At 66.6% G+C, this 21,761-nt stretch carries 20 protein-coding genes; 8 read left to right on the forward strand and 12 right to left on the reverse strand.

What is annotated here, in order from left to right; all coding sequences use genetic code 11:
* Window positions 1-24: 24 nt before the first annotated feature.
* The 3 genes from M3O59_RS13305 to M3O59_RS13315 form a co-directional block, all read right to left on the reverse strand.
* Window positions 25-3,951: a YhdP family protein gene (locus M3O59_RS13305; RefSeq protein WP_249047017.1), complete on the reverse strand. Its 3,927-nt coding sequence runs from the start codon at window positions 3,949-3,951 to the stop codon at window positions 25-27.
* A 141-nt stretch (window positions 3,952-4,092) separates the two neighbouring features.
* Window positions 4,093-5,592, reverse strand: a complete 1,500-nt coding sequence (gene rng / locus M3O59_RS13310; RefSeq protein WP_064632783.1) for a ribonuclease G — start codon at window positions 5,590-5,592, stop codon at window positions 4,093-4,095.
* A complete protein-coding gene (locus tag M3O59_RS13315; RefSeq protein ID WP_064632831.1) occupies window positions 5,592-6,164 on the reverse strand; it encodes a Maf-like protein in 573 nt (190 codons plus the stop codon). The genes rng and M3O59_RS13315 overlap by 1 nt, the downstream gene beginning before the upstream one ends.
* 150 nt (window positions 6,165-6,314) lie before the next feature.
* Between M3O59_RS13315 and M3O59_RS13320 the strand changes: the two genes are divergently transcribed.
* Window positions 6,315-7,049 (forward strand): SIMPL domain-containing protein, encoded by a 735-nt coding sequence (locus M3O59_RS13320; protein WP_064632786.1) that lies wholly within the window; start codon window positions 6,315-6,317, stop codon window positions 7,047-7,049.
* A 368-nt stretch (window positions 7,050-7,417) separates the two neighbouring features.
* Window positions 7,418-8,092, forward strand: coding sequence for an energy transducer TonB (locus tag M3O59_RS13325; RefSeq protein WP_373419015.1), 675 nt, complete (start codon window positions 7,418-7,420; stop codon window positions 8,090-8,092).
* 211 nt (window positions 8,093-8,303) lie between these two features.
* Here M3O59_RS13325 and rlmH read toward each other — a convergent pair whose 3' ends face one another.
* On the reverse strand, window positions 8,304-8,774 hold the full coding sequence (gene rlmH, locus M3O59_RS13330; protein WP_064632790.1) for a 23S rRNA (pseudouridine(1915)-N(3))-methyltransferase RlmH: 471 nt from the start codon (window positions 8,772-8,774) through the stop codon (window positions 8,304-8,306).
* 121 nt (window positions 8,775-8,895) lie between these two features.
* Between rlmH and M3O59_RS13335 the strand changes: the two genes are divergently transcribed.
* Window positions 8,896-9,051, forward strand: coding sequence for a twin-arginine translocation signal domain-containing protein (locus M3O59_RS13335; protein ID WP_372368174.1), 156 nt, complete (start codon window positions 8,896-8,898; stop codon window positions 9,049-9,051).
* A gap of 36 nt (window positions 9,052-9,087) precedes the next feature.
* The gene (locus M3O59_RS13340; RefSeq protein ID WP_373419016.1) at window positions 9,088-9,612 is read left to right on the forward strand and encodes an alkaline phosphatase PhoX; all 525 of its coding nucleotides are present in this window, start codon (window positions 9,088-9,090) and stop codon (window positions 9,610-9,612) included.
* Here M3O59_RS13340 and M3O59_RS13345 read toward each other — a convergent pair.
* The 7 genes from M3O59_RS13345 to M3O59_RS13375 form a co-directional block, all read right to left on the reverse strand.
* Window positions 9,563-10,705: a J domain-containing protein gene (locus tag M3O59_RS13345; protein ID WP_116906243.1), complete on the reverse strand. Its 1,143-nt coding sequence runs from the start codon at window positions 10,703-10,705 to the stop codon at window positions 9,563-9,565. The two genes, M3O59_RS13340 and M3O59_RS13345, sit on opposite strands and share 50 nt — an antisense overlap.
* Before the next feature lie 10 nt (window positions 10,706-10,715).
* Window positions 10,716-11,126, reverse strand: a complete 411-nt coding sequence (gene rsfS / locus M3O59_RS13350) for a ribosome silencing factor (RefSeq protein WP_064632795.1) — start codon at window positions 11,124-11,126, stop codon at window positions 10,716-10,718.
* A gap of 56 nt (window positions 11,127-11,182) precedes the next feature.
* Window positions 11,183-11,869 carry a nicotinate-nucleotide adenylyltransferase gene (nadD, locus tag M3O59_RS13355; RefSeq protein WP_249047030.1) on the reverse strand — a complete coding sequence of 229 codons (687 nt, stop codon included), beginning with the start codon at window positions 11,867-11,869 and terminating at the stop codon, window positions 11,183-11,185.
* Between the two features lie 146 nt (window positions 11,870-12,015).
* On the reverse strand, window positions 12,016-13,044 hold the full coding sequence (gene holA / locus M3O59_RS13360; protein ID WP_064632800.1) for a DNA polymerase III subunit delta: 1,029 nt from the start codon (window positions 13,042-13,044) through the stop codon (window positions 12,016-12,018).
* Between the two features lie 20 nt (window positions 13,045-13,064).
* Complete coding sequence (locus M3O59_RS13365; protein WP_064632802.1) at window positions 13,065-13,706, reverse strand: LPS-assembly lipoprotein LptE; 642 nt, start codon at window positions 13,704-13,706, stop codon at window positions 13,065-13,067.
* A gap of 575 nt (window positions 13,707-14,281) precedes the next feature.
* A complete protein-coding gene (leuS, locus tag M3O59_RS13370) occupies window positions 14,282-16,924 on the reverse strand; it encodes a leucine--tRNA ligase (protein WP_249047016.1) in 2,643 nt (880 codons plus the stop codon).
* A gap of 72 nt (window positions 16,925-16,996) precedes the next feature.
* Window positions 16,997-17,608 carry a DUF998 domain-containing protein gene (locus tag M3O59_RS13375; protein WP_116906246.1) on the reverse strand — a complete coding sequence of 204 codons (612 nt, stop codon included), beginning with the start codon at window positions 17,606-17,608 and terminating at the stop codon, window positions 16,997-16,999.
* A 205-nt stretch (window positions 17,609-17,813) separates the two neighbouring features.
* On the opposite strand from M3O59_RS13375, the gene trxA reads away from it, so the two are divergent.
* The 4 genes from trxA to M3O59_RS13395 all read left to right on the forward strand — a co-directional run bounded on the left by trxA (window position 17,814) and on the right by M3O59_RS13395 (window position 20,812).
* Window positions 17,814-18,674 (forward strand): thioredoxin, encoded by an 861-nt coding sequence (gene trxA / locus M3O59_RS13380; RefSeq protein WP_064632810.1) that lies wholly within the window; start codon window positions 17,814-17,816, stop codon window positions 18,672-18,674.
* Between the two features lie 222 nt (window positions 18,675-18,896).
* Window positions 18,897-19,346, forward strand: a complete 450-nt coding sequence (locus tag M3O59_RS13385; protein WP_064632812.1) for a DUF4442 domain-containing protein — start codon at window positions 18,897-18,899, stop codon at window positions 19,344-19,346.
* Window positions 19,347-19,525: 179 nt separating this feature from the next.
* The gene (locus tag M3O59_RS13390) at window positions 19,526-19,768 is read left to right on the forward strand and encodes a DUF378 domain-containing protein (protein WP_064632815.1); all 243 of its coding nucleotides are present in this window, start codon (window positions 19,526-19,528) and stop codon (window positions 19,766-19,768) included.
* A 138-nt stretch (window positions 19,769-19,906) separates the two neighbouring features.
* A complete protein-coding gene (locus M3O59_RS13395) occupies window positions 19,907-20,812 on the forward strand; it encodes a peptidylprolyl isomerase (RefSeq protein WP_116906253.1) in 906 nt (301 codons plus the stop codon).
* A 31-nt stretch (window positions 20,813-20,843) separates the two neighbouring features.
* Here M3O59_RS13395 and M3O59_RS13400 read toward each other — a convergent pair whose 3' ends face one another.
* The gene (locus M3O59_RS13400) at window positions 20,844-21,731 is read right to left on the reverse strand and encodes a DMT family transporter (RefSeq protein ID WP_064632819.1); all 888 of its coding nucleotides are present in this window, start codon (window positions 21,729-21,731) and stop codon (window positions 20,844-20,846) included.
* Between the last annotated feature and the right edge of the window lie 30 nt (window positions 21,732-21,761).

Here is a 21,761-nt window from a genome sequence, read left to right on the forward strand (position 1 = left end):
CTAACGCGCACGCAATCCGGTGCGTCAGCGTGGCGACCGACCGGGCGGGCGTGGCGTGCCTGGCATTGCGGTTGGTGCGGCCGGTTTGCCCGGCGCACGCTCGCGCGCTTCGCGCTCCACCACGTCCACCTGCGGGTCTTTCCACGGCCCGGTGACGTGATAGGTCTTGGCTCCGATCGCGCCCAGCGGTTTGCCCAGCACCGCATTGGCCGCCGCGCCCACCGCCGCGCCGACCGGGCCGCCGGCCACCGCGCCGACCACGGTCAGCAGGTTGCCGGCCTTCGGGTTCACGTCCACGGTCTGGTCGAAGGTCTGCGCGCGCAGGTCGGTCTGGCCGCGGATGGCGATGTCCGCAGCCGGGCCTTCGATGCGGATGGCGTCGGTCCGTGCGAAGCCCTCGCCGAAGCGCACTTCGCCGGCCAGCTTGTTGAAGGCCAAACCCTTGGAGAAGAAATCGCGGAAGTCGAACATCAGCCGGCGCGGCAGCTGCGCCACGCTGAGCAGGCCGAGCACGCGCCCGGCGCCCGGGTCCACTTCCAGCAACTGGCCGTTGCGTACGTCCACGCGCAGGTTGCCGTCCAGCGAGCCGAGCGCGAAGCCGGTCGGCGAGCCCTGCCAGCCGGCATTGAGTTCCAGCTGGCCTTCGCCGCCGCGCAGCTGGCCGCCCAGGGTGAGGTTCTGCAGCAGATTGCCCAGGTTGCGGCTGTCCACGCGCGCCGACAGACGCGTGCTGGCCGCAGCGCCCTTGCCGCGCCAGGCGCCGGTCAGGCCGATGTTCTGGTCGTTGGAGCGCAGCTGCAGCTGGTCCACCTGCATGCCATCGGTGAGTCGGCTGCTGCGCAGGGTGGCCGCGCCGAGAGTCATCTTGCCGACCTGCAGATCGTCGATATCCAGCGCCAGCGGCGGGATCGAGACCGGGTCGAATTCGGCCACCGCGCGGCGTGCAGGTTCCGGCAAGGCGCCGGCCAGCGGGTCGCCGGGCTCGGGCGCAACCGGCTCGGCAGGCGCTGCCACCGGCTGCCAATGCACCGTCTTCAGCGTGCCCTGCACCGTTGCACCGTCGGCCGTGGGAACAGTGAGCTGGCCGGCCAGCGAGGGGCCATCCAGCGTCACCGCCACCGCATCGCGGGTGGGGCGCAGGCGCAGGCGCGTCTGCGGGAATACGCCACCGATCATCAGCAGCCGGTCCGCCTGCACGTCCACCTGCTGCAGCGGCACCGCGTCTTTCTTGGGAATGGCCGGCTGGCCGGGCAGCGGCGGCATGTCCGCATCGCTGCTGCTGCGCGCCAGGCTGATCCAGTCGATCGCATCCAGCGAGGCGGTGCGGCCGGTGACCACCAGCCCGTTGGCCGGCGGCCGTTCGGTCACCGTGTCGGTGCCCATCACCACGCGCACGCCGGTCCGCTCGCCGTGGCTGCTGGCCTTGAGCGCCACCAGCTTGCCGAAGGCCACATCGATATCGCCATCGCCCACCGGCAGCGCGACCTTGACCTGGGTGTCCAGCGGTTGGGGGGCGGCCTTGTCCAGCGGTGCGGGCAGATCCAGCGTGGTGCCGACCAGGTCCGAGCGCAGCGTCAGCATCGCATTCGCACCGGTCTGCCCTGGCGGCGGCAGCGGCACATCCACACCCACCTGCCAGGGCGCGCTGCCGTGCACGTACGGGCGCAGCCATTCCATCTGCGGTGCGCGGTCGAACAGTTCCTTGGCATCCAGGGTGGCGCCAAGCCGCGCCTCGAAGGCTTGCCTGGGGTCGTGCACGAAGCCGCCTGCACGCAACGACAGCTCGCCGCTGCGGCCCTGGTGCTGCACGCTCAACTGCTCGGCGGCGAAGCCGGTGTCGCGGTACTCGGCCTGCCCACTGACCTGGTCGAAGGCCAGATTCCAGCGCGCGTCGGCCAGCTGGGCGCCCTGCAAGGCCACCGTGCCTTGCAGATGGCCGCCCACACCCTTGGTACGCAATGGACGCAGCAGATCGAAGCTCACCGCAGCCGGCCCGGACACGGTGAGGTTGCGCAAGGTGTCGCCATAGCGCCGCTCCAGCGGACTCTTGCGCAACGTGCCGAGCAGTTGCGCCGCATCGGCCTGGGTGGAAGCGCGCACATAGAGCTCGGAGGTGGCGAAGCTGGCAATGCCGGCGTCCAGGCTCGCGATCGGCGTGCCGGCAAGATCGCCTTTACCCTGCAGCGAAAAACCGTTGCCGATGAAGCGTAAATCGGCTTGCACCTGCTCCATTGCCGGCCAGTCAGGGCTGAAGCGGATCACGCCATCGCGGATCTGCCCGAATGCTTCGAAGCGCCCGTCGTTGGTGTCGAACGGCCACTCGTCCAGATCGCCACTGATCAGGCCGGTGCCGCCGGTGACGGTGCCGCCGGCCACCGCCATGTCCAGCCAATCGATGGCGGCCTTGCTCAACTTGGAGCGGATCCAGAACTTGCGTGCCACCGGCAGCGCCACATCGTCCAGCTGCGCGGCCAGCTGCATACGCGGGCGGCTGCCATCGTTCTGGAACCACAGCCCGCCGCGCACGTTGGCGCCGTATTCCTTGGCCTGCACGCGAAGCGCCGCGGTGGCGACCTGCCAGCCAGTGCCTTCGCGCCAGCCGACGATCTTGCCGGCCAACTGGATCTCATGCACCACGCCGAAACCGGTCGGCCAATCGAAGCGCAGCGTGGCGTCGGGCGCGGTGTCCAGTTCCACGCCTTGCGCATCGCCATCGATGTTGCCGCGCAGGCCGCTGATGCCCGGCGAATTGCCCACCGGCAGAAACCCCAACTCTTCGATCCGGGCCTGCGCCCGTAATGCACCGCCCTGCTCGCCGGCGATCTGCAGGTCGGCCACGCGCAGCTGCGGTTTGGACAGGCTCAGCCAGCGCCGCACGCCGGGCGACAACCGTTCGCTCAACGCGGCCGCAGCGATCAGGCCCGAGACGTCCACCTGTTTGCCCACCACCGCATAGTGGCGCCCACCGGCAATGCTCAGCCCGTCCAAGTGCTGCAGCGTTGCCGCCTGGCCCAAGCGCAGCAGCGGCGCGTCCACCCGCCAGCCACCTTCGATGGTCTGCCAGCGCGCGCGCGCCTGCAGTCGTTCCCAGGTCAGCGTGCGGCGCGCGGTTTCGTCCGGCAGCGCGGCCCCGGATAGGCGCAGTTGCTGCAGGTCGGCATCCACGGTCACCGCGGCGATCCGGCGTGCGCGCAGTTGCGCCCAGGCCTGCAGCCGCCCGCCACCGCCATCCACGCGCATATCGCCGAACTGCAGCAGCGACGCCCATGCGGACAAGTCGGCGGGGTCGGCCTGCGCGTAGACGTTGCCGTCGCCACTGTCGCGGTCGAATTCCAGCACCGCCGTCAGCGGCGCACGCTTCAGATCGATCCAGCTGCGGCTACCCACCTTCATCGTGGAGCCGTTCACGCGCAGACGCAGATCGATGCGCGGCAGCCTGGTCTCCAGGCCGATCGACGGCGCCACCACCTGCAAGCGCGCGTCGGCCAACTGGATCTCGCCCAGGCGGCGCAGTGCCTCCAGCGGGTCGGAATGTCTGGCACTGGGCAGGCCCTGCACCGACCACACCCCGTCGTCGCTGCGCCGCAAGGTCAGCGCCAAACCACGCAGGCGTACTTCGGTCAGCGAATGGCCTGGCAACAGCCCGGCATACATCGCCAGCAACACCTCGGCCTGACCGATGCGCACCTCTCCTTGCGGGCCGATGCGCAAGCCATCCAGACGCAACAGCGGACCACGCCGGGTCCATTCGGTCTGCAGCCGATCGAACGCGATCTGCTGACCGGCGCGCTGGCTCAGCCACTGCGCGATCTGCTGCGGGTGTTCTTCGGCCAACGGCAGCGCCTGGCTGGCCGCGCCCACCAATAACGCAAGCGCCACCAGCGCAAGCGCGCTGGCAGTGATCGCATAGCGGCGAAACAGACGCAGACGGCGGCGCAGCGGGGTGGGCATCAGGAGCGGGGATTAGGCATTGGAGATTCGGGATTCGTCGCAGCAAGACCGCATGCGGTCACTTCAAGCGCCATTGTCGGCAAGCCACGCTACCAGAGGCGGCTTTGACCAATCCCGAATCCCGATTCCCCAATCCCGGCCTCACAGCAAAACCACATCGAACTGTTCCTGCAGATACTGGTCGTCGGACTGGAAGCGGATGCTCTTGCCGAGGAACTCTTCCAGCTCGGCCACTGCCGCCGACTCTTCGTCGGTGATACGGGCCACCACTTTGGACGAGGCGATCACCAGCAGTCGCGCGGCGTCGAACTGGCGCACGGCGCGGGTGATCTCGCGGAAGATCTCGTAGGTCACCGTTTCGGCGGTCTTGATGGTGCCGCGCCCGCCGCACTGGCCGCAGGTCTCTGAGAGCTGACGCTCGAGGCTTTCCACGGTGCGCTTGCGGGTCATCTCCACCAGGCCCAGCGGCGAGAACTCGTACACGGTGGTCTTGGCATGGTCGCGTGCCAACGCCTTTTCCAGCGTGCGCAGCACCTGCCGGCGGTGCTCCGGGTCGTCCATGTCGATGAAGTCGATGATGATGATGCCGCCCAGGTTGCGCAGCCGCAGTTGCCGCGCCACCGCCTGTGCGGCTTCCAGATTGGTGCGGAACACGGTCTCTTCCAGATTGCGCTGCCCCACGAACGAGCCGGTATTGACGTCGATGGTGGTCATTGCTTCGGTCTGGTCGATCACCAGATAGCCGCCGGACTTGAGCGGCACCTGCTTGTTCAACGCGCGCCCGATCTCGTCCTCGACCCCGTACAGGTCGAAGATCGGCCGGTCGCCGTTGTACAGCTCCAGCCGCTCGGCCAGCACCGGCATGTACTTGGCGACGAACGCCTGCAGCTGTAGGAAGGTCTCGTTGGAATCGACCTTGACCTTCTCCACATCGCGCCGGATCAGGTCGCGCACCGCACGCAGCGGCAGGCTCAGGTCTTCATAGATGATGCTGCACGACGGCGCTTCGCGACCGCGCCGCTCGACCACATTCCAGACCCGCGACAGATACGCGATGTCCTCGGCCAACGCTTCGGCCGGCTGGCCTTCGGCATTGGTGCGAATGATGTAGCCGAACCCGCCATGCTGGGCCGACACCTCGCTGACGATGGTCTTCAGCCGCAGGCGCTCGGCCTCGTCCTCGATCCGTGCCGAGACCCCGACGATCTTGGATTGCGGCAGCAGCACCAGATAGCGCGAAGGGATGCTGATCTGCGTGGTCAGCCGCGCACCCTTGGTGCCGATCGGGTCCTTGACCACCTGCACCACGATGTCCTGGCCGTCGCGCAGCAACTCCACGATCGGCACCGAAGCGGCCGGCGGCGGCGGAATCGGGGTTTCTTCGGTGTCGACCACGCTGGCCGGTGCCGGCGCCGGGCGGATCACGTCGTTGGCGTGCAGGAACGCGGCGCGCTCCAGCCCCACTTCGACGAATGCGGCCTGCATGCCGGGCATCACCCGCTGCACCTTGCCCTTGTAGATGTTGCCGACCACGCCCCGGCGCCAACCGCGCTCGATATGCAATTCCTGCAGCATGCCGTTCTCGATCACCGCCACACGGGTCTCGCGCGGGGTGACGTTGACCAAAATCTCTTCCGACATCAATGCGCTCCGAAGGCTGTGAGCAACTGCGAGGTGTGATGAAGCGGCAACCCCATCACGCCGGAATAGCTCCCGGACAGATGGCGGATAAAGCGTTCCGCGCGTCCCTGGATCGCATACGCACCGGCCTTGCCCATCGGCTCGCCACAGGCAGCGTAGGCGGCGATCTGCGCGTCATCGAGCGTGTCGAAGGTGACTTCCGAGACCACCAATGCCTGCGCCGGGGCGCGTTGTGCACAGACTAGAACCACCGCCGTGAGCACCTGGTGGGTGCGCCCGGACAACACGCGCAACATCGCGACCGCATCGTCCACATCGACCGGCTTGCCGAACACGCGCTCGCCCAGGACGACCTCAGTATCGGAGCCCAGCACGATGGCGTCGGGGTCGCTGGCCTGCACCTGCGCCAGACCGGCAAGTGCCTTGTCCAGCGCAACGCGTTGCACGTACTGCCCGGGCGATTCGCCGGCCGCGCGCAGCTCGGGCACGTCCAGTTGCAGCGTCTGGAACGGCACGTCCAGGCGTTGCAGCAGTTCTTGTCGGCGTGGTGAGCGGGAAGCGAGATAGAGCATCCGCCCAGCATACCTGTTGGCTGCACTCGCCCGCTTGTTTTGCGAACCCGCACGGCGCTTGCGCATGCCCGCGATGGGCCGTGGTCGCACCCGACTCACAACCCATTCATCGGCATCCCAACACGCTCGCCACACAGACAAGGAGATCTCATGCGTACCTCCCTCAAGCCGTTGTTGCTGGCCCTGTCCATCGCTGCCGGAACCGCCATGACCGCTCACGCCCAGACTGCCCCGAGCTACACCATCCCCAACGACGCCACCCTGCTCAACGTGTCGGCCGAGGCGGAAGCCAAGCGCGTGCCGGATATCGCCACACTGTCTGCCGGCGTGGTCACCCAGGCTGCCGACGGCAACGCCGCCATGCGCCAGAACGCCGAACAGATGAGCAAGGTGATGGCCGCGGTGAAGGCTGCCGGCATCGCCGACAAGGACGTGCAGACCAGCGGCATCAACCTGAGCCCGCAGTACACCTACAAAGAAAACGAGGCGCCCAGGATCAACGGCTACCAGGCCAGCAACACGGTCAACCTCAAGGTCCGCGACATCACCAAGCTGGGCAAGGTGCTCGACGCCCTGGTCGCCCAGGGTGCCAACGACATCAATGGCCCCAGCTTCTCGATCGACCAGCCCGAACCGGTGTATGACGAAGCCCGCGTTGCCGCACTGAAGAAGGCGCAGACCCGGGCAGAAACCTACGCCAAATCACTAGGCCTGAAGGTGCGCCGCATCGTCAGCATCTCCGAAGGCCGCAGCGGCGGCGGCGTCCGTCCGATGATGATGGCCGCCTCGATGCGCTCGGCCAAGGCCGAGATGGACACCCCGGTGGCCCCGGGCGAAAGCACACTGTCGATCAATCTGGATGTGACCTTCGAGCTGGGTCGCTGAGACCGATCGATCGTTGCATGACCGACATGATTCTTGAATTGCCAAGGCCGCAAACATCGGCAACTGATCAGTCGCCGATGTCTAATGAGCGCGGCTAGATCTCCGCCAAGCAATTCAGAGCGTTACGAGTGAGCTGAAACTCGGGTCTAAACCATTGGCCATCGATGCATTCAAGCTCGTGTGTGCTGAAGATTTTCTTGCTTGTTGATCAAGAAGTCGCGGAAAAGTTGTTCAGCCGCTCCAGGGCAGCAGTACAGCCTGCCGGGAAGACTTGCGCTCCTGCAGAGGTCGCGGTAAACCTACGCCACCGGATGGTGATGTGCGTCCGGGTCGCGCTGGTCCTTTCCGCAGTTCCGTTCTGGAGGTGGATGATGGTTCGCACGCAATCGCAGGTTTCTTCCCGTCCTCTTGGCATCGACAGCTCGCGCGTCCTGGCGATGAGCACCGCCGTGGCGTTGCACCTTCTGGCCGGTGGCTTGTTGTTGATTCCGCTCTCGCATCGGGCGATTCCGCAGCAGACCGCGCCGAAAGAGCGGTGGCTTATGCCGGTGAGTATTCCGACCCCGCCGCCACCGGTGGTGTTCCCAGTCAACGTGACGTTCAAGCCGAAAACACATTCACCCACCAAAACGATACCGGTACCGGTGCAAACCGCGGTGATCACTCAGGAGCCCGTTGTCGATCACGCAGCGTTTGCCGTTCCGGCAACGGTCTCCGACGTCGTCGCAGAAAGCACCCCCACGACAGCTGCGCCCAGCGGGCCGATCGAAGCAGGCCAATTGCAGTATTTGAATTCGCCAGCGCCGAGCTACCCGGCGGCCGCATTGCGGGCAGGCCAGCAAGGCACGGTGCTGCTGCGCGTGCTGGTCGGCACCGATGGACGCCCGACCGAAGTGAGCGTGCAGACCAGCAGCGGCCATCGGGTGCTGGATCTGGCCGCACGTAGCCAGGTGCTGCGTGGCTGGCGCTTCCAGCCGGCGATGCAGAACGGCCAGGCCGTGCAGGCGTATGGCTTGGTGCCGGTGAGTTTTTCGTTGAATTGATGAGTGGTCGAACGCGGTGGCCCGGTCGTCGGGTCACCGCAGTCTTCGATGTGTTGCACGGGCATCGATCCATCCCTCCTGGCGCAAGGTCATGGTCTGGATCGCCGCGCGCAATCAGGTTCGGTAGCCATTCCTGCGCCGGCCAACCGCTGTCAGCCTGCCTCAGCCAGCACCGTTACAGCCATGTCCAGAGCCACCACGCGCCCGCCACTTATGCGCGGTGATACGGATGATTGGCCAGCATCGCTGCGGCGCGATACAGCTGCTCGGCGACGATCAGGCGCACCAGCATGTGCGGCAGCGTGAGCGGGCCGATCGACCAGCTTTCGCTGGCGCTTTTCAGCACGTCGGCCGAATGCCCTTCCGGGCCGCCGATCAGAAACGCCAGGTCGCGCCCCTGCCCGCGCCAATGTTCCATGCGCTGGGCCAGCTGTTCGGAACTGAGCGGACGCCCCGGCACATCGAGCGCCACCACGCAGGCATTTTTCGGAAGCGCGGCAAGCACACGGCGGCCTTCGTCGTCGGTGGCGCGCTGCGCATCGCGGCCCTTGCCGCGCAGGCCGGGTTCGATCTCGACGAGCTCCAGCGGCATCCAGTGCGAGAGCCGTTTTTGATATTCGGCAAAACCTTGCGCCACCCAGGCAGGTGCGCGCTCGCCGGTGGCGATGAGTCGGCATTTCATCGCGACATGATATCCGCCTCACAGCCTGGGCAGTCGGTGGCGGTGTGTCGTTGCGTGTCATGGTGTGATTACAGCCGGCAATTAGTGTCGTTCGACCACCCAGCCGCGCAGGAGTCGTTCGATGCCGATTTTCGATCCCGCCCGCCGCCAGGTTCTCAAGGGCAGCGCCGCCGTCATGGCCGCTGGCGCCCTTGGCAGCTTGAGCGCCTTGCAATCGCGCCAGGCCCAGGCCGCCACCTCACCGTCCTCGCGGCCTGTCCCGGTCCCCAGCCGCTAGGGCCCGCTCGCACCGGTGGCCGACCAGGGCAACGGCATGCCGTTGCTGCAATTGCCACGCGGTTTCAGCTACCGCTCGTTCGGCTGGAGCGGCGACCGCATGGACGACGGGCAGCCCTGCCCCGACCGTCACGACGGCATGGCCGTGGTCGGCCTGCGTCGTCCCGACTGGCGACCGGGCAGCGATCCGCTGCGCGCTCTGGAATACGTATTGACCCGCAACCACGAACGCGCCGCCGGCCAGCCCGTTCCGCGCACCGGCCATGTACGACACCGGCATCGCCAGCCAGCAGGCCGGTCAGTCGTAAGTGTCCGGCCACGATCTGCCGGTCGTTGGCCGGCAGTCGTTGTCGCCCTAGTCGCTGGCCGGCCGCTGAGATGGCCGCTGTGCGGCTGTCTTTATGGGTGTATCGAAAAAACAGCGATGCCGGACGCACCAGATGTTGCGCCCGGCATCGCTCAGGTGGCCTGCGGTATCGGCCGATTTCCGCTGGTTGGCGAATGCGTGCCGGTCAGAACCAGGGCGCGCCGGGCATGCCGGTCATGGCGGCCTGCAATTTGAGCCAGCGCTTGACCGCTGGCGCATCGCGTAGTGCATCCACCATCCGTCGCTCATGCCGCACGTCGTCGAGATCCCGGGCGACATCACGTTTGTAGCGAGTCAGCAGTGCATCCAGCCGCTCAGGCTTGGGCTGCGTCGGCAGATCCAGATCGTACGTGTAGCAGAACTCCATCGCGTGCTGAACGAGCTGGTCTTTGAGTTCCTTGCACTGCCGGTGGAGCTCGCGGTTGTATTCCTGCAGGCGCACCGGGTTGATCGCATCCACACCCTTTGCATCCAGTAGACCGATCTCGGCCTGCAGTTCGAGCAGGCCAAGCAGATCGTTGGACTTGTAGGCAGCATTGAGGCGTTGCATAAGCGCAGTGCGCGCGCTGTGATCGTCCGCGTCGGTCGCCCGATCCGGGTGCAGGCTGCTGGCGAGTTTGCGATACAACTCACGCAGCGGAGGCAGTTCGGTCGACACCGCTGCAGCTTTTTTGGCAGAGCGACGACGGCTGGCGCCATGTTGCTGCTCGGTCTGGGCGCGGGCGTGTTCGGCCTGTGCCTGTGCCTGTTCCAGACGCGCGTTGACTCGCTCGAAGAGTTCTTCGGGCGAATCCACACCAGCCACCTCGTCCGAATCCAATCCATACAACTCGCCGATGACGTGTTTCATCATTTCATCGGATTCGGCCATCTCTTCGTCGTAGCCGATCTCGCTGTGCCGCTCGTAAAGGTCCTTGAGTTCGACATGACCGGTTTCGATCAACGGGCCGGCCAGCTCACAGATCTCATCCGACAAGCGGCGACGATCGGTCTTGCTCAACTTTACCGAGGCATGCACGCGATCCAGCGCCTGGATCTGCTCGATCTCCAGCGCGCGCTGCTGCTCAAACAGCGGCAGCACCTCGGCGTGATAGCGAGCACGCCAACGCTCGACAGCATCGCGCCAGGCATGCAGCTGCGCGCGATGTTGCTGCAGATCGCGCAATAGCCGGTCGAAGCGCTTGCGCGCAGGCGACAGCGTGTGGGCGCTACCTGGTTGCCGGCTCAGCTGCTGAAGTGCCGGTGAAACCGGCAGCGCGGAAGGAGAAACAACGGGTTTCTTGGGCATTGCGGCTCAATTACTCGGCGTCGGCAGAGAGATCTTCATCGGGACGCTGATCGCCCACGGTCCACAACCGTTCCAGCGCGTAGAACTCGCGCACGCGCGGCAGCATCACATGCACCACCACATCGCCCAGGTCGACCAGCACCCACTCGGCTTCGCGCTCGCCTTCCACGCCCAGCGGCATCACATCCAGGCGCTTGGCGAACTTGACCACTTCGTCGGCGATCGATTTGACGTGGCGGGTCGAGGTGCCCGACACCACCACCATGTAGTCGCAGACGCTGGACTTGCCGCGCACATCGATCTCGACCACGTCCTTGGCTTTCAGTTCTTCGACAGCCTCGCGCACGGTGGCCAACAGGGCCGGCACGGACGGCGGCGGATTCGGAATGGAGGTCTTGATGACTTGGGCTTGGCTGGTCAAAGCGGCAACTCGATGGAATTGGCGTGAATTATAGGCCGGTCCGGGCGGACGCGTGTTCAGCTAGCCGGCCGGGCGCTGCCATACAGGCCTTCGCGCTGAATCAATCCGGCCACCGGCGGCGGCACCAGCGCCTGCCAGGCACCGCCCGCAGCAATGCGCGAGCGCACGGCGCTGGCCGATTCTCCGCGCAACGGCTGATGCAGCAGATACAGGCGGCCCGCCGGCGCCGCGACCAGGTCGTTCGCGCTGGCGACCCGGCGGCCCTGCACCGCCGCAGCCAGCTGCGGCGCTTCGGCCAGCTCCAGCGCGGTGCCCGGACGTGCGGCCACCACGAAGTGCGCCAGCCCGAACAAGGCCTCCCACTGATGCCATTGCTCCAGCCCGACGAAGGCATCGGCGCCGAGCAGCCAGGCGATCGGGGCGCTGGGGCCAAGTTCGGCACGCAGCTCACGTAAGGTGTCCACGGTGTAGGACGGCGCATCGCTATGCATGGCGCGCTGCAGTTCGCGGGTATCCAGCACTAGGCCGGGGCGATCGGCAAGCGCCAGCTCCAGCATTTGCGCGCGCTGCGCGGCGGTGGCGCCGGGCGCCGGGCGATGCGGTGGGTCGGCCGCCGGGATCAGTTGCACGCGCGTCTGCAGCTCGTCGCGCGCCGCGCAGGCGATCGCCAGATGGCCGAGGTGGATCGGGTCGAAGGTGCCGCCGTAGTAGAGATGGAGCCGGGACCGGGGATCGGGGACCAGGGAACCGGAAACCGCAACAGCAGGGCTCTGGGGCTGCGGATCAGGCTGTGGCCGTGGGCTTGCGACGCTGCCAGCAGCCTCTGCCCCTCCGCTTTCCCCGGTCCCGGGTCCCCGTTCCCTGGTCCCGGCTCCACCACCAACCCCCTTCACGCCAACAATCTCACCGCGCGGGCTTCGGCGACGGCGACCAGCAGGCGCTCCAGGCCGACCCAGGCGTCGCCGTCGGCGCGGCCCTTGGCCATGCGATCGACCAAGCCGGCTTCGGCGACGAAGCGCTCCCAGCGGCGCGGTTCGGGGTGGCGTTGCAGCGCGCGCTTGAACGGCGCCTGGCGCGACTCCCACAGCCCCTGCGCCTTCATTTCGGCAGCTAGGTTGCCGCCGTTGGCCTGCACCTTCGCCAATGACGCAGTGCGCAGCAGTTCCTTGATCAGGATCGGCATCAGCGCGGCCACTGCTTCGCCTTCGGCGCGCAGGCCGGCGAGCATGCGGACCACCGCGGCCGGCTGCCCGGAAAAGGTGGTTTCGGCCAGGCGGAACACGTCGTAGCGCGCGGCATCGGCCACCAGCGATTCCATCGCCTCCAGATCCAGTGTCTTGCCATCGGCGAGCAAGGCGAGCTTGTCGATTTCCTGCGCGGCGGCCAGCAGATTGCCTTCCACGCGCTCGCTCAGGCGCTGCACGGCGGCCGCGTCGGCGCGCAGGCCGTGGGCGCGCAGGCGGCGCTCGATCCAGTCGGACAGTTCATGCGGCTTGATCGCCCAGGCCACGGCAATGGTGCCGATGCGGCCGACGGCCTCGGCCCACTTGCCCTGGTGCGCCTTGCTCCAATCGTTGGCAGTGATCAACAGCACCACATCCGGCGGCGGGTTGGCGCAGAAACGGGTGATGACCTCGGCGCCGTCCTTGCCCGGTTTGCCACTGGGCAGGCGCACTTCCACCAGCCGGCGCGGGCTGAACAGGCTGGGCGCGTTGAAGCTGGCGTCCAGCTGGTTCCAGTCGAAATCGCGGCCGTCGGCATCGAACACTTCGCGCTCGCCGATGCCTTCGGCGCGCGCGCGCGCGCGCACTGCATCGGCCGCCTCCAGCACGCGCAAGGTTTCCGGGCCTGCGATCAGATAGACCGGCTGCAACGGCTGGTTGGACTGGCCGGCCAACTGCTCGGGGCGAAGTTCCATAACTTAAAAGCGGACGCGGCTTAGTTACCCGAGGTGGGCGCGGGCGGCAGCGAGGCCGGTACGCTCGATTCAGGCGTGGTCGGCTGCACTGGCGGCGTGGGAGCCTGCGGCAACGGCGCGGTTGGCGTGCTTTCCAGAGGTTCGCCGCGCTTGGCGCGCGCGCGCACCACGCTGTCGATGCGGCGCAGGATCGAGGCCGACATGTCCTTGCGCAACTCGTCGGCCAGGATCTCGCGCTCGGTCGCGGTACCGGTGGCATCTACCGGCGGCGACACGTAGTCGCGCGACAGCTCGATCACCTGCTGCGGCACCAGCACCGCGCCGTTGGCGGTGGTGACCGAAAAGATCGCTGCGTAGCGCAGGCTGTATTCCTGCGCACGGCCCTGGCTGTCGATGGCAATCGGCAGATCGCCCCAGCGCTCGGACAACACCTGCAGCTGCGCAAAGCCGGTCTTGGCGTCTTCATCGGCCAGCGTAGCGCCAGCGGCTCTAAGGCCACGCCGCAACAGCTTGGCCAACTCGCTGTACTGCACTGCGGACTGCACCTTCACTGCCGGTGTGTCGGGCGGCAACGCCAGCGAATTGCGCAGATGGAAGCCGCAGGCGGTAAGGCTCGAGGCGAGCACGAGAGACGCAGCGAAGGCAGTAGGGAATCGAATCATGGGCACAGTCTGGATGAGCGCCCCGGCGGCGGCAACAGGCGGCTAGCCTGCCCGACACCGCGTGAACGGGGCTTGAGAGGCGCCGCATCAAAGATGCGGCGACAAATATGGCAAACGCGTCGCCACGCGCCATTGCAATGAATTGCCATGAACCAATGCGGAAACTTCACTCCACACGTCGCCACGCGCCAGTGAAACGAAATACCGGGAACCATCGCGGGAAGCCTACCGACGCGTCGCTCCACGCCAATGCAGTGCCTTGCCGGAAGCCGTCGCACAAACCCCACCAGCGCGCCCTCACGCACCAACGAAATGCAAAAACCAAGACCACCACTGCCCTGCCCTGTGGGTTAAGGCGCAGTGCAGTGCATCGCCAGACCCATCGCAAAGCACACCCGCGCTTCGGCATGCGGGCGCAGGTTCGCCAGCGACGGCAGCTGCTGCGTCCCTGATGCCTTGCTACGCGCTGCCACACCAACCGTGGAGAAACGCCTTGGCAACCGCATGAACGCCGCGCTGCGCCGATCCGACGCACTGCCCGGACCGGCGAAGACCACCCGACGTCTCAGCAAGGCTTACCCCGCCACGATATTCACGATCTTGCCCGGCACGATGATGATCTTGCGCACGCTCAGGCCCTCGAGAAACTTGGCGGCGTTCGGCTCGGCCTGCGCCAGCGCTTCGATCTGTTCGCGGGTTGCATCGGCAGCCACATCGATGGTGCCGCGCAGCTTGCCGTTGATCTGCACCGCCAGGGTCACCGCATCGCGCACCAGCGCGCTGGCATCGACCTGCGGAAACGCGACATCTTCCAGCAGCGTCTCGCCACGGCCCAGCACCTGCCACAGCGCGTGGCTGGCATGCGGGGTGATCGGGTTGAGCAGCAGCACCATCGCTTCCAGCGCTTCCTGGCGCACCGCGCGGCCCTGGTCGCTGGCGTCGTCGAACTTGGCCAGCGCGTTGGACAGTTCCATCACCGCGGCAATGGCGGTGTTGAAGCTGTGGCGGCGGCCGTAGTCGTCGTTGACCTTGCCGATGGTTTCGTGGGTCTTGCGGCGGATCGCCTTCTGCTCGGCGCTCAGGCTGGCGGCATCCAGCGCGACTGCTGCGCCCTCGCCCACATGCTTGTGCACCTGCACCCACAGCCGGCGCATGAAGCGCGCCATGCCATCGACGCCGGCCTCGTTCCACTCCAGCGACTGCTCCGGCGGGGCGGCGAACATCGAGAACAACCGCACGGTGTCGGCGCCGTACTTGGCCACCATCGACTGCGGGTCCACGCCGTTGTTCTTGGACTTGGACATCTTCTCGGTGCCGCCGATGTGCACCGGCTGGCCATCGGCGATCAGCAGCGCGCCGGTGACGCGGCCGCGCTCATCGCGCTGGATCTCGACATCGGCCGGATTGATCCAGTCCTTGCCGCCGTTGTCGGCATCGCGATAGAAGGTGTCGGCGATGACCATGCCCTGGGTGAGCAGGTTGGTCACCGGCTCGTCGCTATCCACCAGCCGCGCGTCGCGCATGAGCTTGTGATAGAAGCGGAAATACATCAGGTGCAGGATCGCGTGCTCGATGCCGCCCACGTACAGGTCGGCCGGCATCCAGTAATTGGCGCGGCGGTCGACCATGTCGCGTGCGTTCGGGCTGGTATAGCGCGCCACGTACCAGCTCGACTCCATGAAGGTATCGAAGGTGTCGGTTTCGCGCTCGGCCGGGCCGCCGCAGTCCGGGCAGGTGGTCTTGCGCCAATTCGGGTCGGTCTTGATCGGCGAGCCGGTCCCGGCAAATTCCACGTTTTCCGGCAGCACCACCGGCAGCTGGTCTTCCGGCACCGGCACCGCGCCACATTTGGCGCAGTAGATCACCGGAATCGGGCAGCCCCAGTAGCGCTGGCGGCTCACGCCCCAGTCGCGCAGGCGGTAGTTGATGCGGCGCTGGCCCTGGCCCTTGCGCTCGAAGCGCTCGGCCAAGGCTTCGAAGGCGCCGCCGAAATCCAGCCCGTCGAACTCGGCCGAATTGATCAGCTCCAGCGCGCGGCTCTTGTCGGTATACCAGTCGCGCCACTGGGTGACGTCCCAGGTCTGCTCGTCTTCATTGCGCGGCTCGCGCAGCTTGACCACCTGCACGATCGGCAGGGCGTACTTGTTGGCGAATTCGAAATCGCGCTGGTCGTGGCCGGGCACGGCCATCACTGCGCCGGTGCCGTAGCCCATCAGCACGAAGTTGGCCACCCAGACCGGCACCTGCTCCCCGCTGATCGGGTGCACGGCAGTCAGGCCGGTGGCCATGCCGCGTTTTTCCTGGGTTTCCAGCTCGGCTTCGGAAACGCCGCCGTGCTTGAGCGTTTCCAGCAGCGCGGCCAGCTCCGGGTTGGATTTGGCCGCGTGCAGCGCCAGCGGATGCTCGGCGGCGATCGACACGAAGGTCACGCCCATCAGCGTGTCCGGGCGGGTGGTGAACACACGCAACGGGTCCAGCGGCGCACCGTTGGTGTCGCGCACGTCGAACTGGATCTCCAGCCCTTCCGAGCGGCCGATCCAGTTGCGCTGCATGGTCTTGACTGAATCCGGCCAGCCGTCCAGCTGGTCCAGGCCGTCGAGCAATTCCTGCGCGTAATCGGTGATGCGCAGGAACCACTGCGGAATCTCGCGTTTTTCCACCAACGCGCCGGAGCGCCAGCCGCGGCCGTCGATGACCTGCTCGTTGGCCAGCACGGTCTGGTCGACCGGGTCCCAGTTCACCACCGCATTGCGGCGGTAGGCCAGGCCCTTGCGCATCAGCCGGGTGAACATGCGCTGCTCGTGCACATAATAGTCCGGCGTGCAGGTAGCGAACTCGCGCGACCAATCGATGGCGTAGCCCAGCGATTTGAGCTGCCCGCGCATGTGTTCGATGTTGGCGTAGGTCCACTTGGCCGGCGCGGTCTTGTTCTTGATCGCGGCATTTTCCGCCGGCAAGCCGAATGCATCCCAGCCCATCGGTTGCAGCACGTTGTGGCCGGTCATGCGCTTGTAGCGGCTGACCACATCGGAAATGGTGTAGTTGCGCACATGCCCCATGTGCAGCGCACCGGACGGGTACGGCAGCATCGACAGGCAATAGAACTTGGGTTTCTCCGAGTTCTCGTCGACCTGGAAGGCGCGGGTGGCATCCCAGAACTGCTGGGCGGAGGTTTCGACCTGCTGCGGGTCGTAGACGTTCGGTTCGACGGTGGACATTGGGAGCGGATGCTCGGGCGGTGCAAAGCGGTACAGGGTACCGCAGTGCAGCAGGTGCACCAAACCGTCGTCTCAGGCGGCGGACTTTGCCGGCCACGCCCAGGCCGCCACCGCCAGCCACCCCACCCAGGCCAGAAACGCCAGCCGCTGCGCAATGGCCTGGCGCAGCAGGCCCGGCGGGCCGAACGCCAGCACCGCCACCAGCAGCCCTGCCGCCAGGCTCAGCCAGGCCAGCATGCGGGTATTGCCACCGTTGAACAGGGCCGCGGCCATCAACAACATGGCGGGCACAAAGGCCACCGCCCACAGCAACCAGGCGGTGGCATGGGCCTGACTGGCACGGCCATCCAGATCGGCAGGGTCCAGCGGCAACATGCCCATGCCGAGAAAGGCCAGCCCGGCCAGCACGATCAGCTGCCCGCCCACGCGCAGGCTCCAGCTGGCCTTGCGCGGCATGCGCGTCAGCAGGCTGACCCCGGTGGCCATCCCCAGCGCGCCCACCAGCACGAACGCCAGCAGATTGAAGCCCAGCGCATGCGGCACGCCGTGCGCGCCCAACAGCGCAACCGGGTGGCTGGCCTGCAGATAGCCCGGCAGCGCGGCACCGAAACCGGCAAGCGCCAGCACGAAGACCGTCGCGGCGATCAAGCCCATGTAGCGCTGTGCGCTGTCGGTGGTTGCCATTGCCCTGCTCCAACGCGGGGCGCGATGCGCCGCCAGAACGCGGCATTGTCGTGCCGGGCGGGCGCGGCGTGAACCCCCGACGCTGCCAGCGCAGCGCTGCAGGCGGCCACGCCGGGCGCCGAAGCGCGGCATTGCGGCTAGGCTTGTGTCAGCCGTGTTTGCCACCATTACCTCCCACTGTTGCCGCACTCACTTCTGGAAGCCCATGTCCGACACGCCGCATGTATTCGATGCCACCACCGACACCTTCGAGACCGAGGTCCTGCAGAAATCGCTGACGACACCGGTACTGGTGGACTTCTGGGCCACCTGGTGCGGGCCCTGCAAGTCGCTGACGCCGATCCTGGAAAAGTTGGCTGGCGAATACAACGGCGCCTTCGAGCTGGGCAAGGTCGATGTGGACAAGGAACAGCAGATCGCCGCGGCATTTCAGATCCGCTCGGTGCCGACGGTATTCCTGGTCAAGGGCGGCGAGATCGTCGACGGCTTCCCCGGCGCGATGCCGGAAGGCCAGGTGCGCGAATTCCTCACCCAGCATGGCGTGCTGCCGGCCGAGCCGCAGGTGGTAGAAGAAGAGCTGCCGTTGGCGCCGCTCGACCCGCAGGCGCAGGCCGCAGCGCTGCGTGAGGCCATCGCTGCCGAGCCGGACAAGGACGAACTCAAGCTGGACCTGGCGTTGGCCCTGCTCAAGACCGGTGACACCGCCGAGGCCGAGCAGTTGATCGACGCCCTGCCCGCCAACCTGGCCACCGACGACCGCGCGGTGCGTGCCAAGGCGCGGCTGAGCTTTGCCAACGTGCTCAAGGACGCCCCCGACGCCGGCGCGTTGCAGGCCAGCGTGGACGCCAATGGCGCGGACCTGCGCGCGCGCCACCTGCTCGGTGTGCGCCACCTGCTCGACGGCAACGACGAAGCCGCGTTGGACCAGTTCCTGGAGATGCTGCGGCAGGATCGCGCGTTCGAGGACAACCTGCCGCGCCGCAGCCTGATCGATGCGTTCCGCGTGATCGAAGACGAAGACCTGGTCGGCCGTTATCGCCGCAAGATGTCGGCGCTGGTGTTCTGACCGCCCATGGCGCTGCGGCGCCACATCGGCACGCAGGAGCGGCCCCGGCCGCGATAAGGCAACGCCGCTGATCGCCGATGGAGGCTTCACCGGCAACGTGCCGTCGCGGCCAGATCTGCTCCTAAGAACACGGGCGGCTGGCCCGATGTGGATGGGCCAACTCCATCCATACGCATGCGAATGTTATGCTGGCACCCGCCCTCGCCAAGGAACCAGGCCCTTATGCGCGCATCGCTGTTCAAGTTCGGTCTCAATCTGTGGCCGCCGTTCCTGTTCGCCGGCATCCACGTCACCGTGCTGTCGGCCGACTACCGTTTTGCGCGCGTGGAACTGCGCCAGCGCCCCTGGAATCGCAATTACGTCGGCACCCATTTCGGCGGCAGCCTGTTCGCAATGACCGACCCGTTCTGGATGCTGCTGACCATGCACAACCTTGGTCGCGACTATTACGTGTGGGACAAGGCCGGCAGCATCGAATTCGTCAAACCCGGGCGCGGCACGGTGACCGCCGATTTCGTCATCGACGACAACGTGCTGACGCAACTGCGCAACGCCACCGCAGGCGGCGAGAAACATCTGCGCTGGTTCGAAAACGACGTACACAACCGCGATGGCGAGGTTGTCGCACGCGTGCGCAAGCAGCTCTACGTCAAACGCAAACCTGCGCGTTGATCGCGATACCGACGCTGCGCGGGTTGCAGATCGCGTGTGCCGCGGCAGGATCGGTTGAGCGGGCGTCCGCGTCATGTGAGCGCACTGTCTGCATTGCACGCATCGCGGCGACAACGCTCACGGGACATTGCCCGCCGCATGCGGACTCTGGGGTCTCCCAACCCACATGGAATGCTTTCATGAAAGCGATCAACATCATCACCCTGGTGCTTCTTATCGTCGGCGGATTGAACTGGGGGCTGGTCGGTCTGTTCCAGTTCGATCTGGTGGCCGCACTGTTCGGCGGGCAGGACGCGCTGCTGTCGCGTGTGGTCTACACGCTGGTCGGCATCTCCGCGCTGTGGCAACTGGTGCCGCTGTTTCGCAACAACCACGGCGCCACCGAGCATCACACCAGCCCACACGTGCGCAACACCCCGTAAGCACACGCTCGCGGCAGGCATTCGTTTTTCGGCATGACGCCGGCGCAGCGCGTCGGCGTCATGTTGTGTGTCACCTGCGCTTTGCGTCCGGGCGCCTGGTCGGCAAGAATCGCAGGCACCTCCCTGCTGGCTGCCTTCATGCTCCTGCGCACTGTTGCTTCCGCCTGCCTGCTCGCTCTGCTGTTACCCGCAGCCGCCCACGCGGCCTACCGTAGCCCGCAACAGATTCTGGACAGCTCGCCGGCCAGCGCGTGGCGTCTGCTTGACCCGGAGCGCACGCTGTACCTGGAACTGGATGCCGGGCGGGTGATCATCGAACTGGCGCCGCAATTTGCGCCCCAGCATGTGGGCAACATCCGCACGCTGGCGCACGAACGCTTCTGGGATGGGCTGAGCATCTATCGCTCGCAGGACAATTTCGTGGTGCAGTTCGGCGACCCGGATGGCGAGACGCCGGGCAAGGCCAAATCGCTGGGCTCGGCCAAGACGCATCTGCCGGCCGAATTCGAACGCGCATCGCAGGGTCTGGATTTCCAGCGCCTGCCCGATAGCGATGGCTGGGCGCCGCAGGTGGGCTTTGTCGACGGCTTCCCGGTTGGCCGCGATAACGCCACCGGCAAGACCTGGCTGGCGCATTGCTACGGCACCCTGGGCGCCGGCCGCAACAACGACGAAGACAGCAGCATCGGCGCCGAGTTGTACGTGGTCACCGGGCAATCGCCACGCCAGCTGGACCGCAACATCACTGTGGTCGGGCGCGTGGTCAAGGGTATGGAATTGCTCAGCGTGACCCCGCGCGGTCCCGACCCGATGGGGTTTTACGACGACCCTACGCAACGCGCGCCGATCCGCGCGATTCGGCTGGCCAGCGAAGTGCCTGCGCCCGAGCGCACACCGCTGCAGTTGCTGCGTACCGACAGCCAGACCTTCCGCGCTGTGGCCGAGGCGCGCCGCAACCGCAAGGACGACTTCTACAAGCGCCCGGCCGGGCATATCGATCTGTGCAATGTGCCGTTGCCGGTGCGGGCACCGCCTGCTGGTTGAATCGGGAATCGGAAAAGCGAAACGCGCTCGCTTAGCGGGCGCGTTGGCTGAAGGCGACGCTGCCCAGGATCAGCACCGCGGCGACCAGCATGGTCCAGGTCAACGGTTCGCCCAGCAGCGACCACGCCAGCAATGCACCGAACACCGGCACCAGATAGGTCACCGTGGACGCACGTGCCGGGCCGATGCGCTGGATCAGCCGGTAATACATCAAGAACGCCAGCCCGGTGCAGACTACGCCCAGCGCAGTGGCGCAGGCCCAGGCCACCGCCGGCACCGGCGTGGCCGGCCACTGCCACCAGGCCAGCGGCGCCAGCAACAACGCACTGCAGCCCAGCGTGGAGGCCGCCGAGGCGGCCGGCGGCAAATCGCCCATATGGCGCTTCACCAGGTTGTAGCCGATGCCATACAGCAGCGAGGCGGTTGCGCCGGCCAGCGCCGCCGGCCCGACACTCAAGCCGGCGGATTTGCCGGTAGCCAGCACCAGCACGCCGATAAACCCCACCAGCAACGCCAGTGCGCGACGCGTGCCGATTCGTTCGCCGAAAAACAGGAACGCGATCAGCGCGGTAAACAGCACCGTCATCGCGTTGCAGATCGCCCCGACTGCCGCCGGTGCATGTTGCGCGCCCCAGGCGAACAGCAGGAACGGCAATGCCGAATTGAGCACACCGATCGCCGCCAGCATCGGCCAGCGATGCAACGGGAAGCGTTCGCGTGCCAGCCACAGGAATGGCAGCAGCACCAAGGCGCCCAGCGCCAGCCGAATTTCCACCAACACCACGGTGCCGAACCTGGGCGCTGCCACGCGCATGAACAGGAACGAGCAGCCCCACACAATGCCCAGAAACCCCAGCTCAAGCGGGGTGCGCCATGCGCGCGTTGCAAGCTCCGGCTGCATCGACGGCTGCGCGCTCATGGCCGTGCTCCTGCACTGTGCCGCAGTGCG

Source organism: Xanthomonas nasturtii, from assembly GCF_023337365.3.
Taxonomy (GTDB): Bacteria; Pseudomonadota; Gammaproteobacteria; order Xanthomonadales; family Xanthomonadaceae; genus Xanthomonas; species Xanthomonas nasturtii.

What these genes read in the sequence shown, in the direction of transcription:
- M3O59_RS13305 (WP_249047017.1), bottom strand. Translation starts at nt 3,951, where the DNA reads ATGCCCACCCCGCTGCGCCGCCGTCTGCGTCTGTTTCGCCGCTATGCG.
- rng (WP_064632783.1), bottom strand. Translation starts at nt 5,592, where the DNA reads ATGTCGGAAGAGATTTTGGTCAACGTCACCCCGCGCGAGACCCGTGTG.
- M3O59_RS13315 (WP_064632831.1), bottom strand. Translation starts at nt 6,164, where the DNA reads ATGCTCTATCTCGCTTCCCGCTCACCACGCCGACAAGAACTGCTGCAA.
- M3O59_RS13320 (WP_064632786.1), top strand. Translation starts at nt 6,315, where the DNA reads ATGCGTACCTCCCTCAAGCCGTTGTTGCTGGCCCTGTCCATCGCTGCC.
- M3O59_RS13325 (WP_373419015.1), top strand. Translation starts at nt 7,418, where the DNA reads ATGATGGTTCGCACGCAATCGCAGGTTTCTTCCCGTCCTCTTGGCATC.
- rlmH (WP_064632790.1), bottom strand. Translation starts at nt 8,774, where the DNA reads ATGAAATGCCGACTCATCGCCACCGGCGAGCGCGCACCTGCCTGGGTG.
- M3O59_RS13335 (WP_372368174.1), top strand. Translation starts at nt 8,896, where the DNA reads ATGCCGATTTTCGATCCCGCCCGCCGCCAGGTTCTCAAGGGCAGCGCC.
- M3O59_RS13340 (WP_373419016.1), top strand. Translation starts at nt 9,088, where the DNA reads ATGCCGTTGCTGCAATTGCCACGCGGTTTCAGCTACCGCTCGTTCGGC.
- M3O59_RS13345 (WP_116906243.1), bottom strand. Translation starts at nt 10,705, where the DNA reads ATGCCCAAGAAACCCGTTGTTTCTCCTTCCGCGCTGCCGGTTTCACCG.
- holA (WP_064632800.1), bottom strand. Translation starts at nt 13,044, where the DNA reads ATGGAACTTCGCCCCGAGCAGTTGGCCGGCCAGTCCAACCAGCCGTTG.
- M3O59_RS13365 (WP_064632802.1), bottom strand. Translation starts at nt 13,706, where the DNA reads ATGATTCGATTCCCTACTGCCTTCGCTGCGTCTCTCGTGCTCGCCTCG.
- leuS (WP_249047016.1), bottom strand. Translation starts at nt 16,924, where the DNA reads ATGTCCACCGTCGAACCGAACGTCTACGACCCGCAGCAGGTCGAAACC.
- M3O59_RS13375 (WP_116906246.1), bottom strand. Translation starts at nt 17,608, where the DNA reads ATGGCAACCACCGACAGCGCACAGCGCTACATGGGCTTGATCGCCGCG.
- trxA (WP_064632810.1), top strand. Translation starts at nt 17,814, where the DNA reads ATGTCCGACACGCCGCATGTATTCGATGCCACCACCGACACCTTCGAG.
- M3O59_RS13385 (WP_064632812.1), top strand. Translation starts at nt 18,897, where the DNA reads ATGCGCGCATCGCTGTTCAAGTTCGGTCTCAATCTGTGGCCGCCGTTC.
- M3O59_RS13390 (WP_064632815.1), top strand. Translation starts at nt 19,526, where the DNA reads ATGAAAGCGATCAACATCATCACCCTGGTGCTTCTTATCGTCGGCGGA.
- M3O59_RS13395 (WP_116906253.1), top strand. Translation starts at nt 19,907, where the DNA reads ATGCTCCTGCGCACTGTTGCTTCCGCCTGCCTGCTCGCTCTGCTGTTA.
- M3O59_RS13400 (WP_064632819.1), bottom strand. Translation starts at nt 21,731, where the DNA reads ATGAGCGCGCAGCCGTCGATGCAGCCGGAGCTTGCAACGCGCGCATGG.